Raw genomic sequence first — 14,444 nt, forward strand, 5'->3', positions numbered from 1 at the left:
AAGTGACCGTGCGCCGAGCGATGGTCGCGCTAACCAAGCAAGGGATCGTGGTCAGACACCGGGGTCGTTCAGGGGCACTTTCGTCGCCGATGAGCCACCCATCGACCAGATTGCCCCCATCGCGGAATTGCAATCCCTGCACGCGAGCGCCCGCGAACTCATTGACCGGCGCCTCGTTCAGGAAACTGGCCTGATCCACTTGGCGCTCGACCACCTCAACGACGAATCGCTGGAGAGCCTCGATGCCTTGGTGCGAGAGATGGACGAAGCGTCGGGTTGGGCGCAGTTTCACACCCTCGATGTCCGATTCCACCGCGCGATCGCCTCCATGGCTCACGCGCCAGCGGCGCTAGACGACTATTTCTCGGTCACAGATGCGCTGTACGCGTTCTACTTGCCGTACCCGATGTCATATCTGTTCACCTCAAACGACGAGCACCGCGCCCTTGCAGCTGCCATGCGGGCGGGCGACCGACCGCAGTGCCACCATCTTGCAGCGCGCCACGTCGCCGTTCTGCACCAGACGATGTTCTTCGGCCTAACCGACGCGACCGGCGCAGAGGATTAACAACCCGCCCCCTACGGATTCATCACCAACGGCGACCGGAAGGGATCCAGGAGCTGGGGCCTGCCCGCTCAAAACATCTGCGAGCGCCGTCATAGAGGCCGAGTTAGACCCAAGGTGGCGAGCCCAACCTGTTCATCGCCGAGATCTGCAAGCGGGTAAGGCGCGCCGAGCGCGACGACCACGTCGGAGCTGGCCACGATGCCCGTGATGCCACCGGAGTCCTCCCCAGCGGCTTGATAGCCCTGAGCCGAAACCAGTTGCACGCGCAGGCCTTCACCGATGCTCAGGCCCGCTTCTTCGGCGGCTCGGGCTGGTGCAGCCTGTTCGGCCTCTGAGCCACCGCTGATCTGGATCGAATCCGCCGCCAGGGGGCCACAGACGCCAACCTGGGTGATGGCAGCGGCCGCAACTTCAAGCGACAGGTCGTCGTTGGAGCCAATGACATCACTGCTGGGAATCGGCTGGTCGTTGCTTCGCAAGGTAGCGACGATCAACGCTGCAGAGCGTTCGAGGTCCTCGCGCTCCAGGGTGCCATCGGCGAGCGCCTCTTCAATCGCTGCCACCGTGGCTCCGGGGTCAGCCGGCATCAGCAAGACATCCGATCCTGCCGCGAGCGCTTGAACGCTGGCCGGTCCGCTCTGCGCCTCATCGGTAATTGCTTGCATATTGAGCGCGTCGGTGATGACCAGTCCGTCGAAGCCTAGGTCATCGCGGAGCAGGTCGGTCGTGACTGCTGAGGACAACGTGGCTGGTTGCGAGTCATCGATCGCCTCCACCACGATGTGCGCCGTCATGATGGCTGGGGCGCCTTGCTCAATGAGCGATTTGAAGGGCACGAAGTCGCGCTCCTGCAGCGTGTCGAGATCAGCGCTCTGGGTGACCTGGCCCAAGTGACTGTCTGAGCTGACAGAGCCGTGCCCTGGGAAGTGCTTGGCCACCGGAATAAGGCCCGCCTCTGCGTATCCCCGGCTCTGTGCTGCGGCGGTGGCTGCCACCAACTCTGGATCACTGCCTGGCGAGCGGACGCCGATAGTCGGGTCGTTGGGTCCGGTCGTGACATCGGCAATCGGCGCAAAGACGGCTGTGTAGCCCATCGCCCGGACCTGCTCACCGGAGGCAAAAGCCGCCCGTTGGGTGAGGTCATCATCGCCAGCAGCCCCATAGGCCATCGCGGCTGGCCATTGGTTGAGCGGCTCCCCTACCCGAGTGATCGGGCCACCCTCTTGGTCGATTCCCACAAAGGCTGGCCAATCGCGACCGGCATCGGCCACGCTCTGATTGACCGCCGCACTCATCTGCGTGAGTGGCTCCACCGGATCACCTTCGGGCACATTCGCGCCCAGCGTGATCACTCCAGCCAAATGATGTTCGGTCACTAAATCTGCGGCCCCGATGGGGTCCGTGCCGGGTATGCGGCAACGACCAGTTGCCCAGCGAGTTGCTGATCGGTGAGGTCGGCCACATCGGCCGCGGCCAGGTCTATCGCCTCTTGCGATGGTGCACCCAAGTCAGAGGCTGGCGCGGGGTTAGGCGTTGCCGAGGCAGTGGCGGTGGCGCCCTCAGCATCCGCCGATGTCGGCGTTGTCACGACTGGATCTGCTCCCCCTTGGCTGCCCGTGCAGGCTGCCAGCGCCAACACTGAGCCGAGGGCCAATGTGAACCGTGCTGCCCTCATACCTGGACCAACTCCACCGGTTGCGAAGAAGCCGCCGGCAGGTTGAGAGCCGAAGGCTCCCGGCCACCAGCGACCATCAGTGCGCCCAAGGCAGCCACCATGGCTCCGTTGTCGGTGCACAAGGCCGGGCGCGGCACACGCATGGTGATGCCCGCAGAGTCGCAGCGCGATTGGGCTAGGGCCCGCAGACGCGAGTTGGCCGCCACCCCACCGCCGAGCAGCAAGTGGTCCACACCGTTGGCCTGACAGGCCTTCACGGCCTTGCGAGTCAACACGTCAACCACTGCTTCTTGAAAACTCGCGGCGACATCTGCCACTGGAACAGCCTCCCCCGAGGCTTCCTTAGCTTGCACCCAACGCGCGACCGAAGTCTTGAGCCCGGAGAACGAATAGTCGAACTCGTGCCGCTCCATGTCTTTGCCCGCCGTGAGGCCACGCGGAAAGGTGATGGCCTTGCGGTTGCCGTCTTTGGCCACTCGGTCAATGTGCGGCCCACCGGGAAGGGCAACCCCAGCACGCGGGCCACCTTGTCGAAGGCCTCCCCTGCAGCGTCGTCAATGGTCGATCCCAGCGACCGGATGTCGTGCGTGACGTCAGGCACCAACAGAAGGTTGGAGTGGCCACCACTGACCAGCAGCGCCATCGTCGGTTCGGGCAACGGGCCGTGCTCGAGGACGTCGACCGAGACGTGAGCGCCGAGGTGGTTGACGCCATACAGCGGGATGCCTAGGGAGAGCGAGAGCGCTTTGGCCGCGGCCACACCCACCAGCAGGGCACCGGCCAGGCCAGGGCCGGCCGTCACGGCGATGGCATCCAGGTCCCGGAGCTTGACGCCAGCCTCGTGACAGGCGCGGTCGATGGTTGGCAGCATGGCCTGCAAGTGGGCTCGGCTGGCCACTTCTGGGACGACACCGCCGAAGCGCGCGTGTTCGTCCACGCTGCTGGCCACGGCATCCGCGAGCAACGTCATCCCGCGCACAATCCCGACGCCGGTTTCGTCGCAACTGGTTTCGAGGCCCAAGACCAACGGTTCGTGCTTCATGCGTCCTTCTCCTGGTTGGTGGTTGCTTTTGGTGACGCCAGCACTGCTTGCATCACCAATGCGTCCACTTGTCCTGCCTGGTAGTAGCCGCGACGGGTATGGATCCGCCGGTAGCCATAGTTTTCATAGAGCCGGATAGCAGCGGTGTTGTCCGCTCTCACCTCAAGCAACATCGTCTCAGCCCCGCGCAAAGACGCTCGGGTATGCAGTCGCTCCAACAATCGTGAGCCCAGGCCTTTGCCCTGCTGAGCTGGGTCGACAGAGATCGTCATGACGTCTGCGACATCACCCGCAAGGTCAAGCCCGGCATACCCCAGGACGCGGGCATCCGGCCCCGTCAGCACTTGATAGTCCCGGCGCGGACGGCCCGCTAACTCTGACCACCACGTTGCCTGGCTCCAGGGGTCGTGCGGGTGCAGAATCTGCTCAAGGGATGCCAGGCCCGGGATGTCGCTCAATGCATGTCGCGAAAGGCGACCGCTTGGCCAGCACCAGTCATCGCGTTGGTGGGGCCGTTGGCGCCGAGGCGTCAGGTCGACGCAGGTAGAGGGGCTGATCGTCGCGCAAGATGAGCGCGCCGACGCCGTTCGGGTCGGAGAGTGCCAGCACACTGAGGAGCCCGAGTTGTGCCGGGCTGACATTCTGCGGGCCCCGCGCTGGGTTGAGCGATTCTGAATACAACGACGGCCCGGCACCAAACCCCGGCAGAGCCGCCAGATCCGCGCTCAGGTCCGCTGCTTTGTTCACTGCCGGATCACTCACCCTAGTGAACCCAACGGCTGAGTCGCTGAGCCGGTAGTGCGCCCAGTAGACCTCCTTGCGGCGCGCATCCGTGGCGACCAAGAACTCGCCAGCGGGGCCAACCTCGGCTCGGTGGCCAGCAGCCACCTCAAAGGCAATGGCATCAAGGAGCAGACCCCATGCACCGGAATGTCCAAAGTGTGGCCCATCACGGCAGCGGTCACGATGCCCACCCGTAGGCCGGTGAAGGGGCCAGGACCGACCCCTACGACGACTGCGTCCAAGTCTGCCGGCCTGCTGGATGCGGCGTGCAGAGCTTCTTCGATAGCCGGGGCGAGCAACTCAGCGTGGGCCCGAGTGCCCGACTCACTGGCTTGACTGAGCACGCCATCGGCGTCACAAATCGCCGCGCCGATGGTCAAAGTAGAGGTGTCGATCGCAAGAAGCACTTGCTCAGGTTAACGTGGGGATACCAACGGACCCACGGAAGGACCTTTTATGCTTTCTCGTTTGATTTCACTCATGGGCGTCGACCAGGTCGATGTCTCCGCTCACTGCGATCTGCCGTGCGGCGTCTATGACCCAGCACAGGCACGTATCGAAGCTGAGTCCGTCAAGATGGTTATTCAGAAGGTCAACGACAGCGACGACGCTGACTTCAAGATGCGCGGCACCTTGATCAAGGAAGAACGCTCCGAGTTGGTCAAGCACCATCTCTGGGTGTTGTGGACCGACTACTTCAAGCCCCCGCACTTCGAGAAGTATCCGGAGTTGCACGTGCTGTTCAACGAAGCCACCAAGTTGGCTGGCGCTGGCGGCACCAAGGGCTCGTGGGACATCGCGAACGCTGAGCAGTTGCTGTCCAAGATTGAGCGCATCTCCGAGATCTTCTGGGAAACCAAGAAGGCCTGACCTTCGCTCTCTAAGACGAGATCAGTGATGAGGGGCGGCCACCACATGGTGGGCGCCCCTCATCTTGTCCGAGCCTCGTCGACCAGGCTAGACATCAAGCTCTTCGTGCTCTTCCTGGGTGATGGCGCCTCGCCGGCGCAGCACCTTGACCATGGCCGCGAAGACCACCGGGTCGTAGTCATAGCCCACGCTGAGCCGCAGCCGCGACAGCGCCTTCACTATTTGCGCACGCCCAGCAAACTCCCCGGTCAAGTCTTCATAGCCGTTCACCACCCGCACGATGCGACTGCCGATTGGCAGAGTGCCTAGCTCTTCCATCCGCCAATAGGGTGTGGCCTGTTGAGCCACAATGCTTGAGAGTTTCGACAGTTCTGCGGTCCGCGCCAGCACCCGAGCACCGTTCGCGGCCATCCGTCGCTGATCGACAGCCGAGACGTGAATTGTCGCACCACCGGGGATTGGCCTGGCCAAGGAAACCTGACCCAAATCGTGCAACAGCGCCGCATACTCCACATCTCGCAACTGTGGCTCTCCTAGGTTGAGCTCACGCCCCACCGAAACGGAAAGAAGAGCAACTCGACCTGCGTGCCCCATGGGGGTAAATCCGCCTTGGTCGGTCAGCTTGGATAGCGCGCGAACAGTTTGGGTGTTCGCTTCGCCAACGGCCGTCTGGCGCCGAGTAGCCTCAGCCAGCAGGATCAGCGGGACCAAAAAGATCGGCAGCGCGATAGGGCCGATGACTCTGGCCACGAGCACCACCATCACAGCGCTGGTGACAACGCCGCCGACCAACGGCCCAATAGCCCGCAACTCATCCACCAATGCCACGCCGTAGCGGACGTGCTCCCTAGCTGAGCGCTCCCAACTCCACAGCAACGTTTGAACGGCGACAGCTAACCCGGCGACGCCCATCAGGCTCACAGCCAACAACCACTCGCGCTCAGCCCACTCAAACTCTCGAGTCAACAGAGATGGCCCACTGTCGATCGGTAAGCGCACTGCGCCAGCAACTAGAGCGGTGATCAGGAGGCGCATGGCCAACTCGGCCATCGTGATCGCGCGCTGATCACCGTGCCAGCGACTGAGGGCACCCACCGCCGTTCCGACACCAACGACGAGGACGATGAACCCACCCGACATTCCGATCATCTCGGTGCCGGGCAGGGTCGCCATCATGCTCAAGGCGATAGCAGCGGTCAACGAGATCGGGGCCATCACCCGGCCACCATCGAGCACTACAGCGCGGCTATCACCCCAGGCGATGGCCACCACGGTCAGCAGAATGATGAACCAAATGCCAGCCTCTGCGCCCGGTGGCATGGGCGGCTCCCAAAACAAGAGAGCGGTGATCAGCAGGGAGGCGGCCCACATCACGCCCTGGCGAATGTGCCGCGCGCCGTCAGCACTCTTGGGCGTGGGGCCAATCATGACGAAGCCACCTCTTCGGCATCGGGGTTCCACTCGGCATACTGCTGGCTGACCTCGGGGTCGTCGTGGTCGTAGACGTCTCCAGTGCGTTGCAAAACCACGTCGTCGATAACGGTTGACTCCCAGGGCGAGCTTTTCAACGAGTCGCGCAAGGCTGCCACAATGCCTGGGTCTAAGTGATCTGGCGTCAACTCGATCAAGCGCTCCATCGCGGCTCCCGCGTCAAGCGCGGGCCGATAGCTGCGAGTTGTCGTGAGGGAGTCGAAAGCGTCGGCGACGGCGATAATCCGGGCGTTGAGAGGTATGTCAGTTCCCGACAAGCCGGCAGGGTAGCCATTGCCGTCCATCCGCTCGTGGTGATGCAGGATGCCTGGCAAGGCTGGCCTGAGGAAGTCGATATCGGTCAGCATCCGCACCCCGACCTCTGGGTGTTCGACCACGGCCGCCAAATAGGTGAGATCCACTGTGCCGCTACCTCTGGGCAGCCGGGGTGCGGTAGCAACGAGACCCAAGTCGTGTAAAGGGCCGCGTAGCGGAGAACGTCAGCCTCGTTGCGGCGCAACTCCAGGCGGCTTGCCATGCGCCCACAAAGCTCAGCCACCCGAGACGAGTGACCCACTGAAAATGGATTGGCTAGCTCCAGAGCCCCCATCAGCGTCGATACAGTTTCTTGGTGCGCTCTGCGCGCTCGCGCATCTCGACTCAAGGTGAACTGGGTCAGCCACAACGGCCCCAGGATCAGGACGACACTGAACGGCCCCACCCCTACGGGATCCCACAAAATGACGAACAACCATGCCATGAGGACGTGCAGCAGGTAGGCCCAGCCGACCGTCCGGCTGATGGCGCTGATCGTAGACGCCAAGGGCTGCCTCCGCGCCAAGCTGATCATCATGGCCAACATGAATGTATTGAGGGCCAGCATTGCGGCATACGCAAAAAGTAGGGGTATAGCGACCTGGACCGCGATCGCGAGGGGGGAAGGATCTCCGAGCACGGTTGAACGCCCCGAGAGGGCGAGGTAAATCAGGCCGCCGACTCCCCCCATCCAGCCCATCATTCCCGCGTTAAACCACAAATTTCGCCAGCGGACAGAACGAAAATCCACCACGTACGACAGGAAGCCAATGATGGCCCCACCGCCTGGACCGGTCAGCGCTACACCAGCCGCCAGCGTGACAATGGCGGTCGAGACTCCGTAGCCGGTTCCTACATCACGCTCACGGGCAACAACACCGACGGCGGCCAGGACCGACAAGAGAGCAACGATGCCCCAATCCGGAGGCCATCTCAGCGACGCGAGGACCGCAAAAATCGCCGCACTGGACGCAGCCAGGGTGATGTACAACCACGCAAGGACGGGAAAGTGAGCAGCCCCGGCGTGGGGCTGCTCCCGGCGCTGTCTAGGGCCTACTTCCTTCCCAGGACCAGCCGCTGGTGCCGGTCTGGGCGCCGTCACCAAGCGAGCTCGTGAGGTTCAAGAAGTCAAGGAGCGTGAACATAAATGTCAGCCTTTCCGTAGGTCTCACGAGCGAGCCACGTAATTGACTGGCTAGAGACTCCTTCAATTTTGACACATCGGCCCGCAGACGGTACACCGAGTCGCATTTCCGCCCGGTCTTTAACAGAACTTTAACCAAACGCAGGCCAAGGGCTGCTAAGCCAACACGCAGAAGCGCGCTGCTCGACCTGTGAGAAGATAGCGGGGTTTGTTCGCACGATCGTGCGAACCCCTCGACAGAGCAGGAGTTCACTATGAGCAAGCGAGCACGCAAGCGCCGCGCTGGCAAGAAGAAGGGCAGCAACCACGGCAAGAAGCCCAACGCCTGAGTGCGGCTGCCTTCGAAAGCAGCGAAAGGCCCTGACAACGTGAAGTTGTTAGGGCCTTTCTTGTCGCCTCATCGCGGGCACGTTAGGCGTGCCTCAGAGTTGCTCGGTGTGGATGACGGTCACGGAGGTCGTGATGCGGGTCATAATCCGAGTGCGTAGTGCGGCTGGTGCAGATTCCTTTTCGCAGGCACGACGAACCAGTGCCTTCAGCAGCAGATCGCGCTCGTACTCGCGCAGACAAGAGCCGCAGTCATCAAGGTGAGCCTTGATCTGTGCAGCGTCTTCCTTGCCCGCCTCGTTGTCGACATACTCGAAAAGTCTCAGAACGACAGCTGCGCAGTCAGTTTGACCAGCGTGTTCCCCGGCATGGTGAGTGCTCACGATGCCCCCTCTTTGTCGGTAGTGAAGCCACGATCAGCTGCATAGTCCGTCAGCAAGTCACGAAGTTGACGACGACCACGGTGCAAGCGAGACATCACGGTCCCAATGGGAGTCTCCATGATGTCGGCAATTTCCTTATAGGCATAGCCTTCAACATCGGCCAAGTAGACGGCCATGCGGAAGTCTTCGCCAATGGAGCTCAGCGCACGCTTGATATCGGAGTCCGGAAGGTGATCGAGCGCCTCAGTCTCGGCGGAGCGTAGCCCCGTCGAACTGTGCTGGGCAGCGCGAGCCAGTTGGTAATCCTCAACTTCGGCTGCATCAGACTCCTTGGGCTGCCGCTGCTTCTTGCGGTAGGAGTTGATGTAGGTGTTCGTCAGGATCCGATACATCCAGGCAGCCAAGTTGGTGCCGGGACGGTACTGGTGGAAGGCAGCGAAGGCCTTGGCAAAGTCTCTTGCACCAAGTCTTCGGCATCGGTCGGATTCCGCGTTGTGCGAAGCGCAGCGCTATACATCTGATCCAGCAGAGGCATGGCCTCACGCTGGAACCGGGCAGCGCGCTCATCCGGCGTCTCTACGGACACATCCACGGCAGCATCGGCTGCCTTCTGGGCTTCGTCGTCAATCGGCATCGTGGTCATTGCGGCCAAGGATACCTGTTGCGTCGCGGAGCCAGAGAAGCGCAGTGCGGGCTGTGCTGCTGCCTCTTGCGCGACCAGCGTGGAAATGCTCATGTGTCCTCCCTTCCTGACGTGTGTAGTGATGTCAACAGGGACAGGCGTGCACGCATTCCCGCCGATATCGACATGGGGTGGCACGATGGAGGGGTGAACGCGCACCCGAAGCCTCTGAAGACCTTGCGCCAGTCCAGCAAGTTGCAAAACGTGCTGTACGAAATCCGGGGGCCGGTAGCCGCCCGGGCTGCCGCGCTGGAGGCTGAGGGCAACCGCATTCTGAAGCTCAACATTGGCAACCCAGCACCCTTTGGTTTCGACGCCCCTGACGCGATCCTGCACGACATGCTTGCGGCGCTACCGGATGCGCAGGGCTACTCAGACTCGCGAGGCATTTTTGCTGCACGCCGCGCCGTCGTCAGTCGCTACCAGGAGATGCCGAGTTTTCCCCGCTTTGATGTCGACGACGTATTCCTGGGCAACGGCGTTTCTGAGCTGATCATGATGACCTTGTCCGCATTGCTCGATGCCGGCGACGAGGTGCTGATTCCAGCCCCGGACTACCCTCTGTGGACCGCGGCAACCAGCCTGGCTGGTGGGACTCCAGTGCATTACTTGTGCGACGAGGCGGCCGATTGGAACCCTGATGTCGCTGATATTCGCGCAAAGATCACCGACCGCACCAAGGCGCTGGTGATCATCAACCCCAACAACCCCACCGGGGCCGTTTACTCGCGTGAGGTGCTCGAGGAGATCGCCCGAATTGCGCGCGAGCACTCGCTGCTGTTGTTCTCGGACGAGATCTATGACCGGATCCTGTACGACGATGCGCAGCACATCAGCACCGCTGAGGTGGCACCTGATCTGTTGGTCTTGACCTTCAATGGGCTCTCAAAGACGTATCGCGTGGCCGGCTACCGGGCGGGGTGGTTGGTCATCACCGGACCGAAAGACCACGCAACAGGATTCCTCGAAGGCATCGTCTTACTCGCTTCCACTCGGCTCTGCCCGAATGTGCCAGCTCAACACGCGATACAAGCAGCAGTCTCAGGGCACCAGAGCATTAATGCGTTGATTGAGCCCGGTGGCCGACTCGCCGAGCAGGCTGACGTGGCAACCACAATGCTCAATGCAATGCCCGGCGTCAGCGTGGTTCGGCCCCGTGGCGCTTTGTATGTGTTCCCACGGCTAGACCCGAATGTCCACGAGATTCACAATGACGAAAAGCTCTGCCTGGATTTGCTTGAGAAGGAACACATCTTGGTCGTGCATGGCAGTGGCTTCAATTGGCCAGCCCCAGACCACTTACGCATCGTGACGCTGCCGCATACCCGCGATTTGAGCACTGCGTTAGAGCGGATGGGCAACTTCTTGGCGTCATACCGACAATGACGCTGACCTTGAGCGGAGGGCGAAGTTAAGTGTGCGGGCGGTATGCCGCGAGCGCTGATCCCGATGAACTCATCGAGATCTTCGAAGTGGATATCAACGGTCTCGGTGACCCCAGCCGATCGTTGTTGGTCAACCCGCAGTCACCGCCAGTTGGCAGCCCTGACTTCAACATGGCGCCCAATAAGCAGGCTCTCGTGGTGGTTGAACGGCGTGGACGGGATGACGAAGCCGAGCAGGTCCAGCGGCAGTTGCGGCCGTTGACCTGGGGTTTAGTCCCCTCCTGGGCCAAAGACGTGAAGGTCGGGGTGCGGATGACGAATGCTCGCTCCGAGACCCTCTTCGACAAGCCAGCTTTCCGCAAAGCAGCAACATCACGGCGCGCCATCATCCCGGCTGACGGTTGGTATGGTGGCAGGTCTCCCCCGTTGCCACAGACGCGAAGGGCAAGCCTCGCAAGCAGCCGTTTTTCATGTCGCGAGCAGATGGTGCGCTGACCGCTTTTGCAGGTCTATACGAGTTCTGGCGTGACCCTGGCGCCGCAGACGGCGACCCAGGGGCCTGGCTCACCACGTTCACCATCATCACAACGGCGGCCGAGCCTGGTTTAGAGCGGATTCATGACCGCCAGCCTGTGGTGCTTGACCCATCAACGTGGGATGCCTGGCTCGACCCGTTGCTCGTCAATCCCGACGAGGTGCGTGACCTGCTGCACTCGGGCGCCCCGGGCCGCTTCCAGACGTGGGCGATCAGCACTGCGGTGAACTCCAACCGTAACAATGGCGAGGCATTACTGACACCCATCGATGAGTCTGAGTTCAAGGGTGTCGTTAATCCCGCGACCGGAGAGATCATCGGATGAGGCCCAGCCAACGCACGGTGCAGACCGTCCACGGACCCTCCAGGGTGTCGATCTACCGCCCACAGGACCAGTCTTTTGGCACGATTCTGCTCGGCCACGGTGCCGGAGGCGGCACGGACGCTGCTGACATTCAGGCCCTCCTGCCGCTGATGGACGACGGTTGGACCATTGCTCTCATTGATCAACCGTGGCGCGTCGCAGGCAAAAAGGTAGCCACCCCACCCCCAACCCTGGACGCTGCCACTCGAGAAGTCGCCGCATCGCTAGCTAAGGGGCGAGGTGCCCTTGCCGGCCGTGGGTCATCGGGGGCCGCAGCGCAGGAGCGCGGGTTGCTTGCCGACTGGCTGCCGAGCTGGAGGTCGCCGGGGTCCTGAACCTGGCCTTTCCATTGCATCCACCCGGCCAGCCAGAAAAATCACGGGCACCTGAGTTGCTGTTGCCCGTTAACGCTGCCATTCCGACCTTGGTTGTGCAGGGGTTGAAAGACCCCTTGGCTCCCCCGCCGAGGTCAAAGCAGTCCATGATTCGGTACGCGTCGTGAGCGTGCCAGGCAACCACTCGCCGAGCCGCGACCTGCCAGCAGTCTTGGACGCGGCCAGGTCGTTTGTGCAGGCATTAACGTAGGAGCATGAACATTTGGGATGCGCCCGCTTCGACGAGCCCGATCAACGCCACCGTGCGGGTGCCAGGCAGTAAGTCTCTGACTAATCGCTATCTACTGCTCGCCGCCCTCGCCAAAGGCCCAAGCGTCATCCGACACCCACTCGTTTCGCGGGACACCACGTTGATGGTGGGTGCCCTGGAGCAGTTGGGGGTGGAAGTAAACCGCACCGAGGACGACTCGGCGTGGCACGTCACTCCCCGTCAAAGTTCACCGGCGACATCACTATCGAATGTGGCTTAGCCGGGACTGTTATGCGATTCGTGCCCCCCATTGCCGCGCTGGCCCGGGGACAGGTTCGCTTTGATGGAGATGCCAGCGCCCGCACTCGGCCGATGAGTGAGCTGCTCACCGGGTTGCGTGACCTCGGCGTCATGATCGACGACGAAGGCGAGGCTCGATTGCCGTTTAGCTTGCATGCCACGGGCTCGGTCAGGGGCGGTCGGGTCGCCATTGACGCCAGCGCTTCCTCGCAGTTCATTTCCGCCCTCCTGCTGGCCGGAGCCCGCTTCGAGGACGGACTGACGCTGCGTCATACCGGGGACTCTGTGCCGAGCAACGCGCATATTGAAATGACTCTCGAGACGCTGCGAACCGCAGGGGTGCAGGTGTCGCGCCCAGACGACCAGTCCTGGCGAGTCTGGCCGGGCGCGGTGCTTCCGTTCGATGTTGAGGTAGAGCCTGACCTCTCTTCGGCGGCCCCCTTCGTTGCCCTGGCTGCCGTGACCGGTGGCACTGTCACCGTCGAGGGCTGGCCTCAGCACACCACTCAAGCCGGAGCAGAGATCGCCGAGATTGCTCGAGAGATGGGTGCCGAGGTGTCGCTGAGCGACAACGGTCTCATCGTCACCGGTCCACCCGTTGGCGAGTTGCAGGGGCTAGATCGAGACCTGCATGAAGTCGGCGAACTGACCCCCGTGGTCGCGGCCATGGCTGCTGTCGCCAGCGGTCCGTCCACCTTGCGTGGAGTGGCCCATTGCGCGGCCACGAGACTGATCGTTTGGCCGCGCTGCAGGCCGAATTGGGCCGCATGGGCAGCGAGATTGAGCAAACGGCGGACGGTCTGACTATTGAGCCACGCTGGCTCGGCCCAGCATTGCTGCAGACCTACCACGACCACCGGATGGCCATGGCGGCCGCCGTGCTGGGCGCCGTCGTGCCTGGAACACGTGTCGAAGACGTCGAAACTACCGCCAAGACCTTCCCCGGATTCGAGCATGTCTGGGCTCAGGCGGTGGGCTGATGGGTCGCTACGACCACTACGAGGACTCCGTGCGATCACGCCCTAGTCGGCGTGGGACTCGGCCACGCACCAAGGATCGGCCTAGCCATGACGACGCCGAGATTGGCCTGGTCACCGGCGTCGACCGTGGCCGATTCACCACCAAGTCGAGGGCCGCACCGTGATTGCGATGCGAGCCCGCGAGTTAGCCCGCGGCAAAGTTGTGGTCGGCGATCGCGTGGCCATCGTTGGCGACACCTCGGGCGAGACGGACGCACTAGCCCGCATTGTGCGCATTGAAGAGCGCGACTCGGTGTTGCGACGCAGCGCCGATGACTCCGACCGTGTTGAGCGAGTCATTGTGGCAAATGCCGACCAACTCGTGATCGTCACAGCGCTAGCGGACCCACCGCCCAGGCCGCGGATGATCGACCGATGCCTGGTCGCGGCGTATGACGCTGGGCTGGATCCGCTCCTGGTGCTCACCAAAGCAGACCTGCATGACCCCAGCGAGCTGGTGGCTCAATACGACGCACTCGATTTGCCGTATGTGGTGATTGCCCTGGGGCCAGACGGTCAGAGCACCGATGACGACGGGCTAGTTGCCCTGCGCGAGGAGCTTAAGGACAAGACCTCCGTCTTGGTGGGGCACTCCGGCGTCGGCAAGTCCACCCTGGTCAACGCCCTCGTGCCCGATGCCAGCCGGACCACCGGCGTCGTCAACGATGTAACTGGCCGCGGACGGCATACCTCGACGAGCTCTTTGCTTTGCCCCTTCCCGAAGGCGGGTGGGTGGTCGATACGCCTGGCGTGCGCTCCTTCGGTTTGGGCCACGTCGATCCTGGGACGTTCTTGCAACACTTCGATGACCTAGCCCCTGGCGCAGATGGCTGCCCCCGAGGCTGCAGCCACGATGAGCCTGAGTGTGGCCTCGATGCCTACGTCGCCAGCGGTGCTGCCGGGCCTAACGGCCCGGCGCGACTCGACTCATTGCGCCGTTTGTTGGGCAGTCGCACCGGCGAATAGCTGGCTGCGTTGCGGCCACGTGTCCACTGGT

At 62.6% G+C, this 14,444-nt stretch carries 19 protein-coding genes and 4 pseudogenes; 12 read left to right on the forward strand and 11 right to left on the reverse strand.

Annotated features, from left to right (window positions below; genetic code table 11):
• The first annotated feature begins 20 nt into the window (after positions 1-20).
• Entirely contained in the window at positions 21-194 is a 174-nt protein-coding gene (locus tag L0A91_RS19790; RefSeq protein ID WP_397333864.1) for a hypothetical protein, read from the forward strand.
• Positions 128-568, forward strand: a complete 441-nt coding sequence (locus tag L0A91_RS07495) for a FadR/GntR family transcriptional regulator (protein WP_235246449.1) — start codon at positions 128-130, stop codon at positions 566-568. Before L0A91_RS19790 ends, L0A91_RS07495 begins: the two co-directional genes overlap by 67 nt.
• Positions 569-657: 89 nt before the next feature.
• Here L0A91_RS07495 and L0A91_RS07500 read toward each other — a convergent pair whose 3' ends face one another.
• The 6 genes and pseudogenes from L0A91_RS07500 to tsaB all read right to left on the reverse strand — a co-directional run bounded on the left by L0A91_RS07500 (position 658) and on the right by tsaB (position 4,475).
• Entirely contained in the window at positions 658-1,944 is a 1,287-nt protein-coding gene (locus L0A91_RS07500; RefSeq protein ID WP_235246450.1) for a glycoside hydrolase family 3 protein, read from the reverse strand.
• Positions 1,944-2,243, reverse strand: coding sequence for a hypothetical protein (locus tag L0A91_RS07505; protein WP_235246451.1), 300 nt, complete (start codon positions 2,241-2,243; stop codon positions 1,944-1,946). The genes L0A91_RS07500 and L0A91_RS07505 overlap by 1 nt, the downstream gene beginning before the upstream one ends.
• Positions 2,240-3,285 (reverse strand): annotated as a pseudogene (gene tsaD, locus L0A91_RS07510) (tRNA (adenosine(37)-N6)-threonylcarbamoyltransferase complex transferase subunit TsaD). The gene L0A91_RS07505 and the pseudogene tsaD overlap by 4 nt, the downstream one beginning before the upstream one ends.
• The gene (gene rimI, locus L0A91_RS07515) at positions 3,282-3,743 is read right to left on the reverse strand and encodes a ribosomal protein S18-alanine N-acetyltransferase (protein WP_235246452.1); all 462 of its coding nucleotides are present in this window, start codon (positions 3,741-3,743) and stop codon (positions 3,282-3,284) included. The pseudogene tsaD and the gene rimI overlap by 4 nt, the downstream one beginning before the upstream one ends.
• A 37-nt stretch (positions 3,744-3,780) precedes the next feature.
• Entirely contained in the window at positions 3,781-4,032 is a 252-nt protein-coding gene (locus tag L0A91_RS07520) for a hypothetical protein (RefSeq protein ID WP_235246453.1), read from the reverse strand.
• An 11-nt stretch (positions 4,033-4,043) separates the two neighbouring features.
• The gene (tsaB, locus tag L0A91_RS07525) at positions 4,044-4,475 is read right to left on the reverse strand and encodes a tRNA (adenosine(37)-N6)-threonylcarbamoyltransferase complex dimerization subunit type 1 TsaB (protein ID WP_235246454.1); all 432 of its coding nucleotides are present in this window, start codon (positions 4,473-4,475) and stop codon (positions 4,044-4,046) included.
• Positions 4,476-4,524: 49 nt separating this feature from the next.
• Between tsaB and sodN the strand changes: the two genes are divergently transcribed.
• Positions 4,525-4,938 carry a superoxide dismutase, Ni gene (gene sodN, locus L0A91_RS07530; RefSeq protein ID WP_235246456.1) on the forward strand — a complete coding sequence of 138 codons (414 nt, stop codon included), beginning with the start codon at positions 4,525-4,527 and terminating at the stop codon, positions 4,936-4,938.
• Positions 4,939-5,025: 87 nt separating this feature from the next.
• Here sodN and L0A91_RS07535 read toward each other — a convergent pair whose 3' ends face one another.
• From L0A91_RS07535 to L0A91_RS07545, 3 genes are read right to left on the reverse strand one after another with little or no spacing between them, the layout of a single operon-like run.
• Entirely contained in the window at positions 5,026-6,366 is a 1,341-nt protein-coding gene (locus tag L0A91_RS07535; protein ID WP_235246458.1) for an HD-GYP domain-containing protein, read from the reverse strand.
• Complete coding sequence (locus L0A91_RS18795) at positions 6,363-6,878, reverse strand: HD-GYP domain-containing protein (protein ID WP_397333833.1); 516 nt, start codon at positions 6,876-6,878, stop codon at positions 6,363-6,365. Before L0A91_RS18795 ends, L0A91_RS07535 begins: the two co-directional genes overlap by 4 nt.
• Complete coding sequence (locus tag L0A91_RS07545) at positions 6,770-7,714, reverse strand: hypothetical protein (protein WP_235246459.1); 945 nt, start codon at positions 7,712-7,714, stop codon at positions 6,770-6,772. Before L0A91_RS07545 ends, L0A91_RS18795 begins: the two co-directional genes overlap by 109 nt.
• 407 nt (positions 7,715-8,121) lie before the next feature.
• Here L0A91_RS07545 and L0A91_RS19795 point away from each other — a divergent pair, with 407 nt between their 5' ends.
• Complete coding sequence (locus tag L0A91_RS19795) at positions 8,122-8,196, forward strand: 50S ribosomal protein bL37 (RefSeq protein ID WP_397333865.1); 75 nt, start codon at positions 8,122-8,124, stop codon at positions 8,194-8,196.
• Positions 8,197-8,289: 93 nt separating this feature from the next.
• Here L0A91_RS19795 and rsrA read toward each other — a convergent pair whose 3' ends face one another.
• Positions 8,290-8,577 (reverse strand): mycothiol system anti-sigma-R factor, encoded by a 288-nt coding sequence (rsrA, locus tag L0A91_RS07550; RefSeq protein ID WP_235246460.1) that lies wholly within the window; start codon positions 8,575-8,577, stop codon positions 8,290-8,292.
• Positions 8,574-9,220 (reverse strand): annotated as a pseudogene (locus L0A91_RS07555) (sigma-70 family RNA polymerase sigma factor). Before L0A91_RS07555 ends, rsrA begins: the two are co-directional and overlap by 4 nt.
• Before the next feature lie 186 nt (positions 9,221-9,406).
• Between L0A91_RS07555 and L0A91_RS07560 the strand changes: the two are divergent.
• The 8 genes and pseudogenes from L0A91_RS07560 (at position 9,407) to rsgA (ending at position 14,413) form a co-directional block, all read left to right on the forward strand.
• Positions 9,407-10,645, forward strand: a complete 1,239-nt coding sequence (locus L0A91_RS07560) for a pyridoxal phosphate-dependent aminotransferase (protein ID WP_311198109.1) — start codon at positions 9,407-9,409, stop codon at positions 10,643-10,645.
• Positions 10,646-10,731: 86 nt separating this feature from the next.
• Entirely contained in the window at positions 10,732-11,139 is a 408-nt protein-coding gene (locus L0A91_RS18800) for an SOS response-associated peptidase family protein (protein WP_311198110.1), read from the forward strand.
• Complete coding sequence (locus L0A91_RS18805) at positions 11,115-11,504, forward strand: SOS response-associated peptidase family protein (RefSeq protein WP_311198111.1); 390 nt, start codon at positions 11,115-11,117, stop codon at positions 11,502-11,504. Before L0A91_RS18800 ends, L0A91_RS18805 begins: the two co-directional genes overlap by 25 nt.
• Complete coding sequence (locus tag L0A91_RS07570) at positions 11,501-11,878, forward strand: hypothetical protein (protein WP_235246461.1); 378 nt, start codon at positions 11,501-11,503, stop codon at positions 11,876-11,878. Before L0A91_RS18805 ends, L0A91_RS07570 begins: the two co-directional genes overlap by 4 nt.
• Complete coding sequence (locus L0A91_RS19800) at positions 11,845-12,045, forward strand: alpha/beta family hydrolase (RefSeq protein WP_397333866.1); 201 nt, start codon at positions 11,845-11,847, stop codon at positions 12,043-12,045. Before L0A91_RS07570 ends, L0A91_RS19800 begins: the two co-directional genes overlap by 34 nt.
• 87 nt (positions 12,046-12,132) lie before the next feature.
• Positions 12,133-12,408, forward strand: coding sequence for a hypothetical protein (locus L0A91_RS18810; RefSeq protein ID WP_311198112.1), 276 nt, complete (start codon positions 12,133-12,135; stop codon positions 12,406-12,408).
• Positions 12,409-12,419: 11 nt separating this feature from the next.
• Positions 12,420-13,408, forward strand: a pseudogene (gene aroA, locus L0A91_RS07575) (3-phosphoshikimate 1-carboxyvinyltransferase).
• Positions 13,408-14,413, forward strand: a pseudogene (gene rsgA / locus L0A91_RS07580) (ribosome small subunit-dependent GTPase A). The pseudogenes aroA and rsgA overlap by 1 nt, the downstream one beginning before the upstream one ends.
• Positions 14,414-14,444: the final 31 nt, after the last annotated feature.

It is taken from the genome of Ornithinimicrobium sp. INDO-MA30-4, assembly GCF_021535045.1.
Classification (GTDB): domain Bacteria; phylum Actinomycetota; class Actinomycetes; order Actinomycetales; family Dermatophilaceae; genus Ornithinicoccus.

What these genes read in the sequence shown, in the direction of transcription:
- L0A91_RS19790 (WP_397333864.1), top strand. Translation starts at nt 21, where the DNA reads ATGGTCGCGCTAACCAAGCAAGGGATCGTGGTCAGACACCGGGGTCGT.
- L0A91_RS07505 (WP_235246451.1), bottom strand. Translation starts at nt 2,243, where the DNA reads ATGAGGGCAGCACGGTTCACATTGGCCCTCGGCTCAGTGTTGGCGCTG.
- L0A91_RS18810 (WP_311198112.1), top strand. Translation starts at nt 12,133, where the DNA reads ATGAACATTTGGGATGCGCCCGCTTCGACGAGCCCGATCAACGCCACC.
- sodN (WP_235246456.1), top strand. Translation starts at nt 4,525, where the DNA reads ATGCTTTCTCGTTTGATTTCACTCATGGGCGTCGACCAGGTCGATGTC.
- L0A91_RS07535 (WP_235246458.1), bottom strand. Translation starts at nt 6,366, where the DNA reads ATGATTGGCCCCACGCCCAAGAGTGCTGACGGCGCGCGGCACATTCGC.
- L0A91_RS18805 (WP_311198111.1), top strand. Translation starts at nt 11,115, where the DNA reads ATGTCGCGAGCAGATGGTGCGCTGACCGCTTTTGCAGGTCTATACGAG.
- L0A91_RS07570 (WP_235246461.1), top strand. Translation starts at nt 11,501, where the DNA reads ATGAGGCCCAGCCAACGCACGGTGCAGACCGTCCACGGACCCTCCAGG.